A 16,679-nucleotide genomic window follows, 5' to 3' on the forward strand; every position below is an offset into this window, starting at 1 on the left:
GTCAGGCCGCGAGGGCGGTTTCCACCGTCGCGTACGTGACCCCGTGGTCCGCCAGGGACTCGGAGACCGTGCCGGGGCGGGTGAGCAGGGCCAGGAGCAGGTGCGGGGTGCCGATGTGGCGGTCCTTGCGGCCCAGGGCGATGCGCAGGGCCTGCTCCAGCGTCTTCTTGGCGCCCCGGGTGAAGGGGACGTGGCGCCGCTCCGGTTCGGGTCGGCCCAGGGCCTCGCGCAGGGTGGCGCCGAGGCCCCGCCTGCGGGGTGCGGGGGCCGTGAGGGCGCCCTCGCCGTGGGTCTCCTCGATCCGGGAGACGATCTCCGAGAGGTCGATGCCCAGGCCCGCCAGGGCCTCCTCGTCCGCCCGGGACATCCCGCCCCGGCGGCGGGCGGCCTCCAGGTCGGCGGCCAGCGCGGAGCCGTCCACTCCCAGGGCGTCCAGCGCGCCCCGGTCGAGGAGGGACAGCAGCAGGTGTTCTTCGCCGACGGTGTCGGACCCGGCGGCGACGGCCTGGGCGACGGCCCCGGACACCGCGTCCCGCGCGTCCTGCGTGAAGCGTTCGAACATCACAGCCTCCCGTGCTTCTTGTGGACGGCCTGCCGGCTGACGCCGAGTTCGGCCGCGATCTCCTGCCAGGACCAGCCCTGCGCGCGGGCGCTGCGCACCTGGACGGCCTCCAGCTGCTCCAGCAGCCTGCGGAGGGCGGCCACGGCGCGCAGGCCCACGCGGGGGTCCCGGTCTCCGGCCCGTTCGGCGAGATCGGTCGCTTCGGTCATGCATGTCAATCTAGGTTGACGAGGGAGGGTCGTCAACCCTGATTGACACGGCGGGGTGCTCAGACCGTCAGGACGATCTTGCCGAACAGGTCGCCGGACGCGAGGCGCTCGAAGCCCTCGCGGGCCCGGTCCAGCGGGAGGACGTCCTCGATGACCGGGCGGACGCCGGTGGCCGCGCAGAACGACAGCAGGTCCTCCAGCTCGTCCTTGGAGCCCATGGTCGACCCGACCACCTTGAGCTCCAGGAAGAAGATCCGGGTCAGCTCGGCGTGGGCCGGCCGGTCGCCGCTGGTGGCGCCCGAGATGACCAGGGTCCCGCCGGGGCGCAGGGACTTCACCGAGTGGGACCAGGTGGCCGCGCCGACCGTCTCGATCACCGCGTCCACCCGCTGCGGGAGCCGGGCGCCCGGCGGGAACGCCTCCACCGCGCCCAGCTCCACCGCGCGCTTGCGCTTGGCCTCGTCCCGGCTGGTGGCGAAGACCCGCAGGCCCGCCGCCTTGCCCAGGACGATCGCGGCGGTGGCGACGCCGCCGCCCGCCCCCTGGACGAGGACGGAGTCCCCGGGGCGGACCCCGGCGTTGGTGAAGAGCATCCGGTACGCCGTCAGCCAGGCCGTGGGCATGCAGGCGGCCTCCGCGAAGGAGAGTCCGGCGGGCTTGCGCAGCACGTTCCAGGCGGGGACGGTCACCTGTTCGGCGAAGGTGCCCTGGTAGCGCTCGGTCAGGATGGAGCGCGGCTCGTCCGGGCCGACGCCGTGGCCGCTCTGGCCGATCACGGAGTGCAGGACGACCTCGTTGCCGTCCTGGTCGGTGCCGGCCGCGTCGCAGCCGAGGATCATGGGCAGTTTGCCGGCGTCGAGGCCCACCCCGCGCAGCGACCACAGGTCGTGGTGGTTGAGCGAGGCGGCTTTGACGTTGACGGTCACCCAGCCGGGGCGTGCCTCGGGGGCCGGGCGTTCGCCCAGCTCGAGGCCGCTCAGCGGCTGGTCTCGGTCGATTCGGGCGGCGTAGGCAGCGAACATGGCGCCAGAGGCTACCGGTCGGTAGGGCCCATGACCAGGGGCGAGGGGCCGGGGGTGGGTGCGAGTGGAAGCGGAGTGAGGTCTCTCAACTACCGTGCGTACCAAGTGGTTTGTGGCTCCCATAGGGCTAACCGGAATAGATCGGCGGCCCTCTGGATGGGGGTAATATTCAGGCCATGCGGTGGCTCGTCATGAGCGTGTCACGAGCCCCGCACACTCCTTCTGCGTTCCCGGGGCGCCCTTCGCGCGCTCTTTCCGCGCGCCCGGTCGTACCTGGTCGTGCCTGGTCGAGCCGGTGAGGAGGCCCACGGCCGGCCGCGGCGAAGGACCCGGGACGTCCCCTCCCCGTTCGGGGGCGGGGAGGGTGCGTTCCCCTGCGCGGCGGCCCTCCGTACACGAAGAGGCCCGGCCGGATCACTCCGGCCGGGCCTCACCCGTTCGGCCCCGCGGGGCCCCGCCCGTCGCTCAGACGAGGCGGGCCACCCCGTCGGCCTTCGCCGCCGCGGCGACCGCGGCCGTGACGGCCTCGGCGACGCGCTCGTCGAACGGCGAGGGGATCACGTAGTCGGCGGCGAGCTCGTCACCCACGACACCGGCGATGGCGTCGGCGGCGGCGATCTTCATGCCCTCGGTGATGCGGGTCGCGCGGACCTTCAGGGCACCCGCGAAGATGCCCGGGAAGGCCAGCACGTTGTTGATCTGGTTCGGGAAGTCCGAACGGCCCGTGGCCACGACCGCCGCGTACTTGTGCGCGATGTCGGGGTGGACCTCCGGGTTCGGGTTGGCCATGGCGAAGACGAAGGAGTTCTCCGCCATCGTGGCCACGGCCTCCTCGCCGACCGTGCCGCCGGAGACGCCGATGAAGACGTCGGCGCCCGCGAGGGCCTCCTCCAGCGTGCCGCTGAGGCCCGTCCTGTTGGTCAGGCCCGCGATCTCCGCCTTGACGTCCGTCAGGTCGGTGCGGTCCGCCGAGACGACGCCCTTGCGGTCGGTGACGCAGACGTCGCCGATGCCCGCGTCCACGAGGATCTTGGCGATGGCGATGCCCGCCGCACCGGCGCCCGCGATCACGGCGCGCAGGTCGCCGAGGGTGCGGCCGGTCAGCTTGGCCGCGTTGCGCAGGGCGGCCAGCGTCACGATGGCCGTGCCGTGCTGGTCGTCGTGGAAGATCGGGATGTCCAGCGCCTCCTGGAGGCGCCGCTCGATCTCGAAGCAGCGGGGGGCGGAGATGTCCTCCAGGTTCACCCCGCCGAAGGACGGCGCCAGACGGATGACCGTCTCGACGATCTCGTCCGTGTCCTTGGTCGCGAGCGCGATCGGCACCGCGTCCACGCCGCCGAACTGCTTGAACAGGATCGCCTTGCCCTCCATGACGGGGAGGGAGGCCTCGGGACCGATGTCACCGAGTCCGAGCACGGCCGTACCGTCGGTGACGACGGCGACCACGTTCGACTTCCAGGTGTACTCGTTCACGAGCTCGGGCTGCTCGGCGATGGCGGTGCACACCTTCGCCACGCCGGGCGTGTAGGCCAGGGACAGGTCATCCTTGTCCTTGACGGGCACCGTGGCCTGAATGGCCATCTTGCCGCCCCGGTGCAGTGCGAACACCGCGTCGGGGTTGTTGTCCGTCGCACTGTCACTGCGAGGGTTGACGATCTCCGCTGCCACTTCGTGTGACCCCTTAAGTCCTTTGATCATTGAGGGTGGCCACTCCTGGTTAAGGGGTGGGCGGGCACCGCGTTCGAACTCCGCGTCGACGGTTGGCCCGTCTCCGCGGAGGGGAGGTTCGTACGCGCGGGCGCGCCGCACGCGCGCCCTGAGCCCCGGATGAGGGGTGTAAGGATCTGTTCTACCCGAAGAGCACACGCCCAGACGAGTCGATTCCGGACTGATCGTAGGGTCCTTGTCCCGGTTTTGGCCAAAAGTCCAAAGGTTGCTGTCCACCAGGCGAGACGCGCCGCAAATAGTGAGGCGAAAATGCCAGGTCACGGCGGTTTGTGCGGCTCCGAGGGGGCTTGCCCGCAGTCCTGTTGGGTAGTCGGGGGCGCCCGTTATCTGATTTTGACCTCACGGGCACCCTGAATGCGCCAGTCCGAATGGCAAGATGCCGTAATCACACAAGGTCGCGGCGCTCGATGGTGCGTGCTCGGCCTGTTCTCGGATGCTTTTCCACCCCTGTCGGAGGAACCAGCTCATGACCGCAAGCATCACCCGTCGTACGACCGCCGCCCGGTCCCGGATCGCCGCGGTCGGCGCGATCGCGGTCGCCGGCGCCCTGATCCTCACCGGCTGTGGCGACCAGACCGACAAGTCCTCCTCCGGCTCGGGCACGGCGGACAAGAGCGCCCCGCTCTTCTCCAAGCTCCCCAAGAAGATCCAGGACGCGGGTGTCATCAAGGTCGGCTCGGACACCGCCTACGCCCCGATGGAGTACGTGGACGGCGGCAAGATCGTCGGTGTGGACCCGGACATCGCCGAGGCGCTCGGCAAGCAGCTCGGCGTGAAGCTCCAGTTCACCTCCGGCACCTTCGACGGCCTGATCACCTCGCTGGAGACCGGCCGCCAGGACGTCGCGATCTCCTCGATCACCGACAACAAGAAGCGCCAGGAAGGCCTCGACGACAAGGGCCAGAAGATCGGCAAGGGCGTCGACTTCGTCGACTACATGTCCTCCGGCGTCTCGCTCCTGGTCAAGAAGGGCAACCCGGACAACATCAAGTCCCTCGACGACCTCTGCGGCAAGACGGTCGCCGTCCAGCGCGGCACCATCTACGAGGACACCTTCAAGGCCCAGGCCGAGAAGTGCGGTGACAAGAAGCTCACCATCGAGGCCTTCGACACCGACGCCGAGGCCCAGACCCGCGTCAAGGCCGGCGGCGCCGTCGCCGACCTGAACGACTTCCCGGTCACCTCGTACATCGCGAAGACCTCGGGCGGCGGCAACGACTTCGAGGTCGGCGGCCAGCAGTCCGACGTCGGCCTCTTCGGCATCGCCGTCTCCAAGGAGAACACCCAGCTCCGCGACGCCCTCAAGGAGGCCGTCGACGCCATCATCAAGGACGGCTCCTACGCCAAGGTCCTGGAGAAGTGGAACGTGAAGGACGGCGCCGTGCAGTCCGCCACGATCAACGCCGGCAAGTAACACCGAAGCGCTCCACTGAAGGGCAGTCATTGTGACTGACAAGATCGACAAGGGTCCGGCCGCGACTCCGCCGGCCGGGCCCGGCGCCTCGGGCACCACCCCCTACGAGGCCATCAAGGCAATCCCCGTACGGCACTACGGACGCTGGATCAGCGCCGTGGTCGTCGCCGTACTGCTGGCGTGGCTCGTCTACGCCTTCTCCCAGGGCAAGATCATCTGGGCGACGGTCGGCGACAAGCTCTTCGACTCCTCCGTCATCAGCGGCCTCGGCAACACCATCGTCATCAGCATCACCTCGATGGCCCTGGGCCTCGCCCTCGGCATCCTCTTCGCGGTGATGCGCCTCTCGAAGAACCCGGTCACCAGCTTCGTGGCCTGGCTCTACATCTGGTTCTTCCGCGGCACCCCGGTCTACGTGCAGCTGCTGGTCTGGTTCAGCCTCCCGCTGATCTTCCAGTACATCAACCTCGGTCCGATCTACAAGAACGAGACCGTCGACGTCATGACCCCGTTCATGGTCGCCCTCCTGGGTCTGGGCCTGAACGAGGGCGCGTACATGGCGGAGATCGTCCGCGCGGGCATCCAGTCCGTCGACGAGGGCCAGACGGAGGCCTCGCACGCACTCGGCATGACCCAGGTGCAGACCATGCGCCGCGTCGTGCTCCCGCAGGCCATGCGCGTGATCATCCCGCCGACCGGCAACGAGTTCATCAACATGCTGAAGACCTCCTCCCTGGTCTCGGCGGTGCAGTACACCGAACTCCTGCGGGCCAGCTCCAACATCGGCAGCACCGCCGGCGCGGTCATCGAGATGTACTTCGTGGCCTCCATCTGGTACCTGGCCCTGACCAGCGTCTTCAGCGTCGGCCAGTACTACCTGGAGCGCCGCTACGCCCGCGGCGCGCAGCGCACCCTGCCGCCCACGCCGTTCGAGCGGCTGAAGGCCAACCTGAACCTGTTCCGCCGTACGGAGGTCGCGCGATGACCGCCAAGACCGCTCAGCCGATGGTCAAGGCCGAAGGCGTCCACAAGTCGTACGGCGCCGCCCACATCCTGCGGGGCATCGACCTGGAGGTCGCCCCCCGCGAGGTGTTCTGCCTGGTCGGCCCGTCCGGCTCCGGCAAGTCCACCTTCCTGCGCTGCATCAACCACCTGGAGCGCATCAACGCCGGCCGGCTCTCGGTCGACGGCCAGCTGGTGGGCTACAAGCAGAAGGGCGACAAGCTCTACGAGCTGAAGGACAGCGAGGTCGCGACCCAGCGCCGGGACATCGGCATGGTCTTCCAGCGCTTCAACCTCTTCCCGCACATGACGGCCATAGAGAACGTCATGGAAGCCCCGGTCATGGTCAAGGGCGAGTCCAAGGCGGTGGCCCGCGAGCGCGCCGTCAAGCTCCTGGACCGCGTCGGCCTCGGCGACAAGGGCGGGAACTACCCCACCCAGCTCTCCGGCGGCCAGCAGCAGCGCGTGGCGATCGCCCGCGCGCTGGCCATGGAGCCGAAGCTGATGCTCTTCGACGAGCCCACCTCGGCCCTCGACCCGGAGCTGGTCGGCGACGTCCTCGACGTCATGCGCGACCTGGCCGAGTCGGGCATGACCATGATCGTGGTGACCCACGAGATGGGCTTCGCCCGCGAGGTCGGCGACAACCTCGTCTTCATGGACGGCGGTGTCGTGGTCGAGTCCGGCCACCCGCGCGACGTGCTCGGCAATCCGCAGCACGACCGCACGAAGGCGTTCCTGTCCAAGGTGCTGTAGCCGCGGACGCGTGACGGAGGGGCGGTACGGGTGTCCGTACCGCCCCTCCGCGCTGTACCGCCCCTCCGCGCCGCCGCCGGGAAACCTACCGCTTCAGACCCAGGACCAGCGCGTCCGAGGGGGAGCGCCAGACCGTACGGGCCTCCGCGAACCCCGCCTCCCGCAGGGTGCGGGCGTGCCAGGCCTCGTCGGGGGTGTCCCCGTCGGCGTGCTCCCCGTAGATCGCGAAGCGGGCCTTCGTCGGCTCGGCCAGCACCGGGTCGGAGGCCGCCAGGGCCCACCAGTCGCGCCAGTCCAGGACCCCGTCCGCCTTCGCCCGGTCCATTCCGGCGTGCCGCTGGGCGCGGTCGGCGGCGTTGATCAGCGGGGTGGCGGGGTCGGGCATGTGGTCGGCGTTCATGAAGACCCCGCCCGGGCGGACCAGCTCCGCGATCTGCCCGTAGAGGACCGCGAGCTCCTCGCTGTGCAGCCAGTGCAGGGCGGTCGCGGTCAGCACGGCGTCGTAGGAGTCGTACGGGAGCGCGGCGCGCCAGCCGGGGGCCTTGAGGTCGGCGGTGACGAAGGTGACCCGGTCGTCGCCGGCGAAGTGGCCGCGGGCGATCGTCAGCAGGGCGGGGTCGAGGTCCAGTCCCGTGCCGACGGCCTCCGGGAACCGTTTGAGGAGGCGGTCCGTGATACTTCCCGTACCGCACGCGAGGTCCAGGACCCGGGGGGCGGGGCCGGTCAGCGCCTCGACCATGTCCAGCATCACCCGGAACCGCTCCTCGCGGTCGGGCATGTACCACTCCTGCTGGCGGTCCCAGCTGTCCTGCCAGGCCTGCCAGTCCGTACCGAACGAGCCAGTCGCCGTATCCGTCATCCCGAACCCCTCCATACGTAATACCCTCGAAGCGAGAGCAGCCGTTACTGGCGGCCGTGACCGACCCTAACCCGCAGCCGTAAGGACTATAAGTGGAACTGGCCCATTACTCGGACTATGCCGTGCGCCTGGTCAACACCGAGGAGCCGGCCCGCAACAAGGACGCCCTGACCTCGGCGGACGACGTCCGTGCCCTCTTCGGCCCCAGCACCCAGATGGCCCGCCGGGTCACCGACACCGACGTCACCCGCTTCCGCAACGTCCGGGGCCGGCTGCGCGCCGTCTTCGAGGCCGCCGACGGCGGCGACCACGTCCTCGCCGTCGACCTGCTGAACTCGCTGCTCATGGAGTTCCCCGTCAGCCCCCAGGTCTCCGGCCACGACCTCGTCGGCCCCGACGGCCGCCCCGACTGGCACATCCACCTCGCCGACCACCCCTCGAACGCCTCCGCCGGCTACGCCGCGATCGCCTCCTTCGGGCTGGCCTTCCACCTCACCGAGCACGGCCCCGACCGGCTCGGCCTCTGTCAGGCCCCGCCCTGCCGCAACGCCTACCTCGACACCTCCACCAACCGCTCCCGGCGCTACTGCTCCGACCGCTGCGCCACCCGCGCCAACGTCGCCGCCTACCGCGCCCGCAAGCGCCTGGAGGCCGAGGAGTCCGCCCGCAGCGGCCGCACCGCCGACAGCGCCCAGGACAGCCGGGCCCTCAGCGAACTCTGATGCGCCGGGCGGGGCCGCAGCCGCAGCACCGCCGTCGCCAGCACGAGGTCGTCGGGGACGGCGCCGTAGTCGGTGCTGTCCCCGGTCTCGTTGAACGGGTTGTCCCCGAGCATCCACCAGCCGCCCGGCCGGCGCTCGGCCGCCCGCTTGACCACCAGCAGGTCCTGCTGGAGCGGATGGCGGAACACCACCACGTCACCCGGCCGGACCAGCGCCCCGTACCGGACCACCATCCGGTCCCCGTGCAGCAGCGTCGGCACCATCGACGGCCCCGACACCTCCGTGATCCCGATCCGCACGCGCGTCCGCCCGCTCTCCGCCATCCCCGGCCTCCTCGTCCCTGCCCGCATGCTGCCCCACGGCCCCGTAGGTTCGCTCACCGCACCTCGGCGGAGGCTGGACTTTTGTCCTAAGCCCATGGGGGCGCCCGCGATTTCCGTCTTCTCAGCGAGTAATCTCCACCCTTGAGAAGACGATCACGAGGAGGACCCACTCCATGCTTTCCCGCTTCTTCGCCCCCAAGGTGAAGGTCTCCGCCCACTGCGACCTGCCCTGCGGCGTGTACGACCCGGCCCAGGCCCGTATCGAGGCCGAGTCGGTCAAGGCCGTCCAGGAGAAGTACCAGGCCAACGAGGACGCGGACTTCCGCGCGCGCGCCATCACCATCAAGGAGCAGCGCGCCGAGCTCGCGAAGCACCACGTCTCGGTGCTGTGGAGCGACTACTTCAAGCCCCCGCACTTCGAGAAGTACCCCCAGCTGCACACCCTGGTCAACGACACCCTGAAGGCCCTCTCGGCCGCCAAGGCGTCGAACGACCCGGCGACCGGTGCCAAGGCCCTGGAGCTCATCGCCGAAATCGACCGCATCTTCTGGGAGACCAAGGCCGCCTGATCCAGGCCTTCCCCCCGGCAGAACCACCGAGGGGCCCGACCGCACGCGGTCGGGCCCCTCGGTCGTACGCGGACTACTCGTCCTCGTCCTCGTCGTCGTCCAGCCGGGCCAGCCACGTGGCCAGCCGTTCCACCGGGACCTCGAAGTCGGGATTGAGGTCCACGAAGGTGCGCAGCTGCTCGGCGAGCCACTCGAAAGTGACCTCCTCCTCGCCGCGCCGCTTCTCCAGCTCCTCGATGCCGCGATCGGTGAAGTACAAGTCGGGCTCCGTGCCGTGTCGTGTCGTGAAGGGGTGTTTCCCGCCAGGATAAGCCGGGTCCCCGACGACACCTCCCGTCCTCCCGCCCCCGGCGCTAGCGTGGACGGAGCCGCTGGGGCGTGCGGGAGAGGGGGGCCTCGGGATGCCGGACGGGCGCACGGCCACGACCGCGCGCGCCTACGAGCTCCTGGAACCCCTGGTCCGGGCCGCCACGGTACGCGTCCACGCCGCCCCCGGCGGGTATGACAGCGCTGGAACCGGACCCACCTGGGGCAGCGGCTTCTTCATCGCCCCCGGCTGGGTCCTCACGTGTGCGCACGTCGTCGGTGAAGGGGGTGCCGGGGTGCGTCTGGCGGGACGTGAGGTCGGCATCAGCTTCTTCCCCGGAGGGGACACCACCACCACCGGGACCGTCTCCGGACGGGTGGAATGCGTCCTGCCCGAACGGCTGGAAGAGCGCCGGCCCGGACGGCGCGCCCTGTGGGACCTGCCCGACCTCGCGCTGGTCCGCGTCCTGTCACCCGTCACCCACGCCTGCGTGTGGCTCACCGACCGCGCCGGACCCCGGCTCGACGAGGCCGCCTACTTCGGCTGCACCGAGGAACTCGGCATCCGCGAGATCACCGGCCGCACCACCCGCCTGCGCGGCACCGCCGGGGGCGGCGCCGCCATCCGCCTCGGCGACGACGACGAGATCGAGGCCGGCATGTCCGGCGGCCCCGTCGTCGACCTCACGCGCGGCGAGGTCGTCGGAGTGGTCAAGGCCCGGCGCCACTCCGGCGGCGGCGGACTCGCCGTGAACGTCTCCCAGCTGCGGACCCTGCCGATGGCGGCGAACGGACAGAGCGGCCTCTACCGCCGCGTCATGCAGGCCCACGACCTCTACCACTACGACCGCCACCTCAGCGACCTCGACAACCGCCGCACCTGGACCGACGTCCACGACACGCTGCTCCTCGGGGACACCGGCCCCTACGGGGGACGCGGCCGGCTCACCCCCGGCGAGCGGACCACCCTGTGCGGCCTGCTCGCCGAACTCCCGCCGCCCGGCTCCTCCGAAGCCGTCCGGGAGCTCGCCGAACAGGCCAGGGGAGAGGAACCCGACACCGCCCTCCCCGCCCCCCTCACCTGGCGCGACGGCCTCGGACTGCTCCACGACCCGCCCGGCGCCGGCGGCGAGGCCGCCGCGATGCTCCGCTACGCCACCGGCGTCAGCGTCGCCGACCACCGCGAACCGCCCGCCCCCGGCGCCGACGAGGAACTGTGGGACTGGGTACGGGCCACCGCGGAACGGCTCTGGCGGCCCCTGCGCCGCGAGCTCGCCGAACGCCACGAACGGGGCCTGGCCGAGCGCGACCGGCGCCGCCGCCTGGCCGCCGGACAGGCGGCACTCGGCCGCACCCGGCGGGCCGGGGGCCCGCCGGCCGGACCCTCCGTCCTGCTGGAGGCCTGGGCGCACGGCTGGGAGGACGTCTACGACTGGCGGGTCTCGGTCCTCGCCGGCCCCGCCCGGCCCGGCCGGGTCACCCCCGTCGCCGCCGGGGTACGGGCCACCCTCGCCCGCCTGCCCGAGGCACTGCGGGCCCCGCTCGCCGAGGGATTCCGCCGCTGCGACACCCACGAGACCGCCGCCCTCCTCGAAGTGGCCGTCGCCCCCGAGCTGTTCGGGCTCGCCGTCGACGAGTGGGCCGTCTCCGGCGGGATCCCGGTCGGCGTGCAGCGGCCGGTGGTGCTGCGCCACCCGGACGGCGCCGGCGGCCCCTCCGCCGTCGCCCGGTGGGAGCGGGTGCAGGAGGGACCCCTGCTGGACCAGCGCGCCGACTGCTCGCGCGGACGGCCCCGCAGCCCCTCCCCGCAGTGGCTGGAGGGGCTGCCCGACACCACCGTCCCCGTGCTCTGCCGGGACCCCGCCGCCGAACCGGCCCTGGGCGCGCTCCACTCCGTACGGGACACCGGCTACGGGGTGGCCCTGTGCCGGCGCCCCCCGGCCGACCCGGGGGCCTCGTGCGCGCCCTTCCACCGGGGACTGCGGGAGGAGCTCGCCGAGGCGGGCCGGGGCGCGGCCCTGCCGCAACGCCTCCAGGCCCTGCGCCGCCGGGCCCACGGGGCGGACCCCGACGCGTACTGGGCGGCCGGGCTGGCCCTCGTCTGGGAGGACCCGGCGCGGGCCCTGCCGGAGGAGGAGCCGCTCCAGGGGGACCTGTGAGGCGGCGACCCGGGGGAGGACGGCTGTGGTGTGGGAGGGAGCGTCAGTGAACGAGGAATGGCTCATCTACCGGGGGGTCGGCGAGCCCCACGACGGGATCGGGGCCCTGCCCGACCCGCCGCCCTGGCGGGACTTCGACGGCGGACCCGTCGCCGACCCCGGCGGGGCGGCCGCGGCCGCCGACGGGAACGTGGCGCGCCGCCTCGGCGCCCACCGGCAGGCCGCCGAACTGCACCGGCCCGAGCCCGAGGAACTGGAGGCCATCAACGCAGCGCTCTACCTGCGCCGGCCGCTGCTGGTCACCGGCTACCCCGGCACCGGCAAGTCCACCCTCGCCCACGCCGTCGCCCACGAGCTGAAACTCGGCCGCGTCCTGCGCTGGCCCGTGGTGTCGCGGACCGTCCTCCAGGAAGGGCTCTACCGCTACGACGCCCTCGCCCGGCTCCAGGACGTACAGATCGCCGCGAGCACGGGAGCAGCGGCGGCGGCCCCCGGCATCGGCAAGTACGTCCGGCTCGGCCCCCTCGGCACCGCCCTGCTGCCCACCGCCCGGCCCCGCGTCCTGCTCGTCGACGAACTCGACAAGAGCGACATCGACCTGCCCAACGACCTCCTGAACGTACTGGAGGAGGGCGAGTTCACCCTGCCCGAGCTCGAACGCGTCGCCGACTCCGAACCCGAGGTCCAGGTCCTCACCGACGACGGCACCAAGGCCACCGTCCGCGACGGCCGGATCCGCTGCCGGGCCTTCCCCTTCATCATCCTCACCAGCAACGGCGAACGGGACTTCCCCGCCGCCCTGCTGCGCCGCTGCATCCAGCTCAAACTGGGCCAGCCCGGCGAGAAACGCCTTGCCACCATGGTCCGCGCCCACCTCGGCGAGGAGGCCGCCCAGCTCGGGGCCGACCTCATCCGGGAGTTCCTCAGCCGCTCCCGCTCCGAACTCGTCGCCGCCGACCAGCTGCTCAACGCCATCTACCTCACCCACTACGCCTCCCCGCCCAGCCGCGAGGACCTCGCGGACCTGCTCATCCAGCGCCTCGACCGCCCGAGGTGAGGCCCGGTGCCCCCCGAGCACGCGGACCCCGCCGCCGCGGGTCCGCCCGACACCGGCCGCGCCGCGGCCACCCGCCCGGACCCCGCGGCCGGCCCCGCCGGCCCCGGACTGCGCACCCTCGCCGGGCTGCTCCGCGCCGCCGGGCTCGACCCGTCCCCCGAGGAGCTCGCCGACGCCCTCTGGCTGGCCGTCCGCACCCGGGAAGCGGCCCGCGCGGCCGCGCCCGACGGCGCCCCGCGCGCGGAACCCGGGCGGCCCCGCGCCACGACCGGCCCGCCCGCGCGGCGGCCCGCCGGCGGGAGCCCGCCGCGGGACACCGGGGAGCCGCCGCCCGAGCGGGCGCGGGAGGACGACGCGGCCGAGGACCCCGTCCGGCTCTACCCCGCCGGCGCCCTCGCCGCCGACACCGAGCCCGACGCCGAGGTCCCGGTCGCGGCCGGCGTCCCCGTACGGGTGCCCGGCGCGGCCGCGCTGCCGCGGATCCTCGACATCCAGCGGGCCCTGCGGGCCCTCCAGCGCCACCGGCCGCCCGGCCCGCCCACCCGTACCGTCCTCGACGAGACCGCCACCGCCGAGGCCAGCGCCCGCGCCCTCGGACTGGTGCTGCCCGTCTTCCGGCCGGAGAGCCGCCGCGAGGCGACCGTACGGCTGGTGATGGACGCCTCGCCCGCCATGGCCGTGTGGCAGGACATGTTCGACGAACTCCGGGGGGTGTGCGAACGGCTGGGCGCCTTCCGCGACGTCCAGGCCCACTACCTGCACCGCCTCCCCGACGGCTCCGCCGCCGTCGGCCGCGGCCCCTCGCCCGCCGCCGGGGTCCGCTCCTCGGACCAGCTGCGCGACCCCACCGGGCGGGCCCTGACCATGGTGGTCTCCGACTGCGCCGGGCCGGTCTGGCGGGAGGGCGAGGCCCAGCGGTTGCTGCACCGCTGGGCCGAGTGCGCCCCCTGCGTGGTGGTCCAGCCCCTCCCGCAGCGGCTCTGGGCCCGCAGCTGGCTGCCGACCGAGCGCGGCGTGCTGGAACGGGCCGCGGGCGGCGGACCCGGCACGGACGGCACCGGCGGCGGGCCCGGGCTGCGGTTCCGTCCGGACCGGCCCGCCCGGCCCGGCCGGCCCACCGGCGGGCTCACCGTGCCCGTGCTCCCGCCCCACGCGACCGCCCTCGGCGCCTGGGCCCGGCTCGTCGCCGGCCTCGGCTCGGGACCGGTGCCGGCCGAGGTGGGCCGGGTCCTGCCCCGCCATCCGGCCGCCCCCGCCCCGCTGCCCCGGGCCGCCCGGCCCCCTCGGGAACTGGTGCGCCGCTTCCGCTCCTCCGCCGCGCCCGGCGCCGTCCGGCTCGCCGTGTACCTGTCGGCGGCGCCGCTGACCCTCCCCGTGATGCGGCTGGTGCAGCGCACGATGCTGCCCGACTCGGAGCCGTCCGACCTCGCCGAGGTGCTGCTCAGCGGGCTGCTGCGGCGCAGCGGAAGCTCGCCCGGGCCGTGGTACGAGTTCGTCCCCGGGGTGCAGGACGTGCTGCTGGGGCCGCTGGGGCGGGACGAGGCCGCGCTGGTGCTCAAGCACTGCTCGGAGTACGTCCTGGCGCACTTCGGCCGGGGCGTGCGCAACTTCCCGGCGCTCGCCGTCTCCCAACTGACCGGGATCCCGGCCGGGGAACCCGGCGCCCAGGAGGAGCCGGCGCCCGCCGGGCCCCTGCCGCAGGCCTTCGCGCAGGTCTCGGCGAAGGTCGTACGCCGCTACCTGCCCGGGCCACCGGAGGACGGGCCGGAGCCCGCGCCCGCGCCCCTGCCGCCCGGCCGCGCCGCCTCCGTGCGGGCGGCCCGCGAGCGCCTGCTGCTCGGCGACGCCGACGGCGACGCCCGCCACCTGCACGACGCCGCCGCGCTCCTGCGGCGGGCCGTGGTGTTCCCGCCCGGGCCGGAGGACCCGCCGGAGGAGGCCGAGGCCGAGCTGGCCGGGGTGCTGCTGCGGCTGTGGTCCGAGCAACGGGACCCGGACCTCCTCGACGAGGCCGAGCGGGCCGTCACCGGGCTGCGGACCGCCCGGGGGTGGGCGGCGCTGGGCCGGGTCCTGCACGAGCGGGCCCTGGCGGCGGGCCCCGACGCGGAGCGGCTGCTGGCCGCCGCCGCACGGGAGTTCGCCGCGGCCGCGGCCGCCGCCGGGCAGGACGCGGACCTGCGGGCGGACTGCGCCGTGCGCCGGGCCCGCACCCTGATCCGGCTCGCCGAACTCCGCACCGACCCCGCCCCGCTGCACGAGGCCCTGGCCGCACTGGAGCCCCTGGCCGCCGACCCGGACGTCCTGCCGGCCCTGGGCGCCGTCCTGCTGGCCCTCCTCACCCACACCCCCGACCCGGCCCACCGCACGGCCCTGGCGGAACGCGCGGCGCAAGCCCTGCACACGGCCCTGACCCACCTGGAAGCCCCCGCCCCACCCGACCCGACCGCGCCGCCGGGGCATGGCGCGTCCGAAGTCCCGTCCCGGGGTCCGGATCCGGCGGGTGGGCGGGGCGCGTCCGAAGTCCCGTCCGGGGATCCGGCCTTGGCGGGGGGCACGGATCCGGCCGCAGACGCGCCCTCGGATCCGGCCCCGGCGTCCGGCCCGCACACGGCCGAGGGCCCGGCCCGGGACCCGGGTCCGGGTGGCGGGCGGGGGACGGCTGAAGTCCCGTCCGGGGGTCCGGCCTTGGCGGGGGGCCCGGATCCGGCTGAGGACGCGGCCCGGGAGCCGGAGCCGGCCGCCGAGCCGGACTCGGCCGAGGGCCCGGCCCGGGATCCGGGTCCGGGTGGCGGGCGGGGGGCGGCCGAAGTCCCGTCCGGGGATCCGGCCTTGGCGGGGGGTCGGGATACGGCCGAAGGCGGGGCCCGGGGTCCGGATCCGGCGGGTGGGCGGGGTGCGGCCGAAGGCCCGCTCGGGGAGCCTGACCCGGCGGGCGGACCGGGCATGGCCGGGAGTGTCGCCGCGTCGTCGGCCCCGCCGGGCCGGCGGGCCGGCGAGTTCCGGGGCGGACGGGGAGGCGCCGGGTGGGCGCGGCGGGTGGCGTGGGTGCGGGTGGACCTGGCCGGGGCCCTGCGGTATCTGCCCCGGCGGCTCGAAGAGGCGCGGGCGCAGCTGCTGAGGGCGCTCGACGAAGGGGTCGGGGACCCCGAGCTGCGGCTCGCCGCGCTGCTCGGCCTCGCCCGCGTGCACCGCGCGCGCTACGCCCGCGACGCGGACCCCGCCGCCCTGGAGGAGGCGGCCGAGGCGTACGGGCGGGCCCGGCGGCTGATCCCCCGCGACGGGGACGCCTACGCCGAACTGCTGCCCGAGTGGGGCGACGTGCTCCTGGAGCGGGCCCGCGCCGCCGACGGCCGCCGCTTCGCCTCCACCGCCGTACGGGTGCTGCGCGAGAGCCGGGCGGCGGTGGCCCAGTCCGACCCGGGGGCCCCGTACCGGCTGCTGCGGCTGGCCACCGGACTGCGGCTGCGGCACGGCTACGAGGGCGACCTCGTAGACCTCCGCGAGGCCGAGTACCTGCTGGAGCTCGCCGGCCGGCAGAGCCACGCCCCCCTGGAGCGGGCCCGCGCCTGGCGCGACCACGGCGACGTGCAGCAGGAGATCCACGCCCACACCCACACCACCGACCGCCTGGACCGGGCGGCGGACTCCTACCGCCGGGCCTGGCGCGCCGCCCTGGAGGCCGGCCGCGACACCCCCGAGGACCCCGCCGCCCCCGGCGGCACCGCCGTCCCCGGCGACCCCGCCGCCCTCCGCCTCGCCGCCCGCGTCCAGGAGCTGCGCGGCGGGGTCCTGGAGCGCCTGGCCAGACCCCGCGCGGCCCTGGACGCGTACCGGGCCGCCCTGGAGCTGTGGCAGCGCCAGGGCCTGCCGGACGGGGAGCGGCCCGAGGCCGTCCGGGCGCGCATCGCTGCCCTGGAGAGCGGCGGATGAGCCGTTTCCCCCCGCCGGACCGCGGGAAAGGGCAGTGGACCACGGCATTCCACCGCAATCC

Annotated in this window: 15 protein-coding genes; 8 read left to right on the forward strand and 7 right to left on the reverse strand. The window is 73.9% G+C overall.

The window, feature by feature from the left end; genetic code table 11:
- Position 1: 1 nt before the first annotated feature.
- From ACZ5NJ_RS19005 to ACZ5NJ_RS19020, 4 genes are all read right to left on the reverse strand, one after another.
- Complete coding sequence (locus tag ACZ5NJ_RS19005; RefSeq protein ID WP_468766174.1) at positions 2-562, reverse strand: Clp protease N-terminal domain-containing protein; 561 nt, start codon at positions 560-562, stop codon at positions 2-4.
- Positions 562-771: a helix-turn-helix domain-containing protein gene (locus ACZ5NJ_RS19010; RefSeq protein ID WP_042818984.1), complete on the reverse strand. Its 210-nt coding sequence runs from the start codon at positions 769-771 to the stop codon at positions 562-564. The genes ACZ5NJ_RS19005 and ACZ5NJ_RS19010 overlap by 1 nt, the downstream gene beginning before the upstream one ends.
- A gap of 59 nt (positions 772-830) precedes the next feature.
- Positions 831-1,793 (reverse strand): zinc-binding dehydrogenase, encoded by a 963-nt coding sequence (locus ACZ5NJ_RS19015; RefSeq protein ID WP_468766175.1) that lies wholly within the window; start codon positions 1,791-1,793, stop codon positions 831-833.
- Between the two features lie 465 nt (positions 1,794-2,258).
- Positions 2,259-3,461 (reverse strand): NAD(P)-dependent malic enzyme, encoded by a 1,203-nt coding sequence (locus ACZ5NJ_RS19020; RefSeq protein WP_468766176.1) that lies wholly within the window; start codon positions 3,459-3,461, stop codon positions 2,259-2,261.
- A 526-nt stretch (positions 3,462-3,987) separates the two neighbouring features.
- Here ACZ5NJ_RS19020 and ACZ5NJ_RS19025 point away from each other — a divergent pair.
- Genes ACZ5NJ_RS19025 through ACZ5NJ_RS19035 form a run of 3 tightly spaced genes read left to right on the forward strand, consistent with a single transcriptional unit; the run spans position 3,988 to position 6,693 of the window.
- Positions 3,988-4,935, forward strand: coding sequence for an ABC transporter substrate-binding protein (locus ACZ5NJ_RS19025; RefSeq protein ID WP_468766177.1), 948 nt, complete (start codon positions 3,988-3,990; stop codon positions 4,933-4,935).
- A 31-nt stretch (positions 4,936-4,966) separates the two neighbouring features.
- On the forward strand, positions 4,967-5,920 hold the full coding sequence (locus ACZ5NJ_RS19030; protein WP_468766178.1) for an amino acid ABC transporter permease: 954 nt from the start codon (positions 4,967-4,969) through the stop codon (positions 5,918-5,920).
- Positions 5,921-5,940: 20 nt separating this feature from the next.
- Positions 5,941-6,693: an amino acid ABC transporter ATP-binding protein gene (locus ACZ5NJ_RS19035; RefSeq protein ID WP_358892456.1), complete on the forward strand. Its 753-nt coding sequence runs from the start codon at positions 5,941-5,943 to the stop codon at positions 6,691-6,693.
- Between the two features lie 85 nt (positions 6,694-6,778).
- Here the strand turns inward: ACZ5NJ_RS19035 and ACZ5NJ_RS19040 are convergent, their stop codons facing one another.
- Entirely contained in the window at positions 6,779-7,552 is a 774-nt protein-coding gene (locus tag ACZ5NJ_RS19040) for a class I SAM-dependent methyltransferase (protein ID WP_468766180.1), read from the reverse strand.
- A 92-nt stretch (positions 7,553-7,644) separates the two neighbouring features.
- Between ACZ5NJ_RS19040 and ACZ5NJ_RS19045 the strand changes: the two genes are divergently transcribed.
- Positions 7,645-8,274 (forward strand): CGNR zinc finger domain-containing protein, encoded by a 630-nt coding sequence (locus ACZ5NJ_RS19045; protein ID WP_387264797.1) that lies wholly within the window; start codon positions 7,645-7,647, stop codon positions 8,272-8,274.
- Here the strand turns inward: ACZ5NJ_RS19045 and sodX are convergent.
- Positions 8,178-8,597, reverse strand: a complete 420-nt coding sequence (sodX, locus tag ACZ5NJ_RS19050) for a nickel-type superoxide dismutase maturation protease (protein ID WP_468766181.1) — start codon at positions 8,595-8,597, stop codon at positions 8,178-8,180. The genes ACZ5NJ_RS19045 and sodX overlap by 97 nt on opposite strands.
- 173 nt (positions 8,598-8,770) lie before the next feature.
- Between sodX and sodN the strand changes: the two genes are divergently transcribed.
- Entirely contained in the window at positions 8,771-9,166 is a 396-nt protein-coding gene (gene sodN / locus ACZ5NJ_RS19055; RefSeq protein ID WP_007266490.1) for a superoxide dismutase, Ni, read from the forward strand.
- Between the two features lie 73 nt (positions 9,167-9,239).
- On the opposite strand, the gene ACZ5NJ_RS19060 is transcribed toward sodN, so the two are convergent.
- Complete coding sequence (locus ACZ5NJ_RS19060) at positions 9,240-9,425, reverse strand: DUF6104 family protein (RefSeq protein ID WP_018102711.1); 186 nt, start codon at positions 9,423-9,425, stop codon at positions 9,240-9,242.
- Between the two features lie 142 nt (positions 9,426-9,567).
- Between ACZ5NJ_RS19060 and ACZ5NJ_RS19065 the strand changes: the two genes are divergently transcribed.
- Genes ACZ5NJ_RS19065 through ACZ5NJ_RS19075 form a run of 3 tightly spaced genes read left to right on the forward strand, consistent with a single transcriptional unit; the run spans position 9,568 to position 16,618 of the window.
- The gene (locus ACZ5NJ_RS19065) at positions 9,568-11,631 is read left to right on the forward strand and encodes a VMAP-C domain-containing protein (RefSeq protein WP_468766182.1); all 2,064 of its coding nucleotides are present in this window, start codon (positions 9,568-9,570) and stop codon (positions 11,629-11,631) included.
- A gap of 46 nt (positions 11,632-11,677) precedes the next feature.
- Positions 11,678-12,688: an AAA family ATPase gene (locus tag ACZ5NJ_RS19070; protein ID WP_468766183.1), complete on the forward strand. Its 1,011-nt coding sequence runs from the start codon at positions 11,678-11,680 to the stop codon at positions 12,686-12,688.
- A 6-nt stretch (positions 12,689-12,694) separates the two neighbouring features.
- Complete coding sequence (locus tag ACZ5NJ_RS19075; RefSeq protein ID WP_468766184.1) at positions 12,695-16,618, forward strand: SAV_2336 N-terminal domain-related protein; 3,924 nt, start codon at positions 12,695-12,697, stop codon at positions 16,616-16,618.
- Positions 16,619-16,679: the final 61 nt, after the last annotated feature.

This window comes from Streptomyces sp. NPDC032091 (assembly GCF_055580265.1).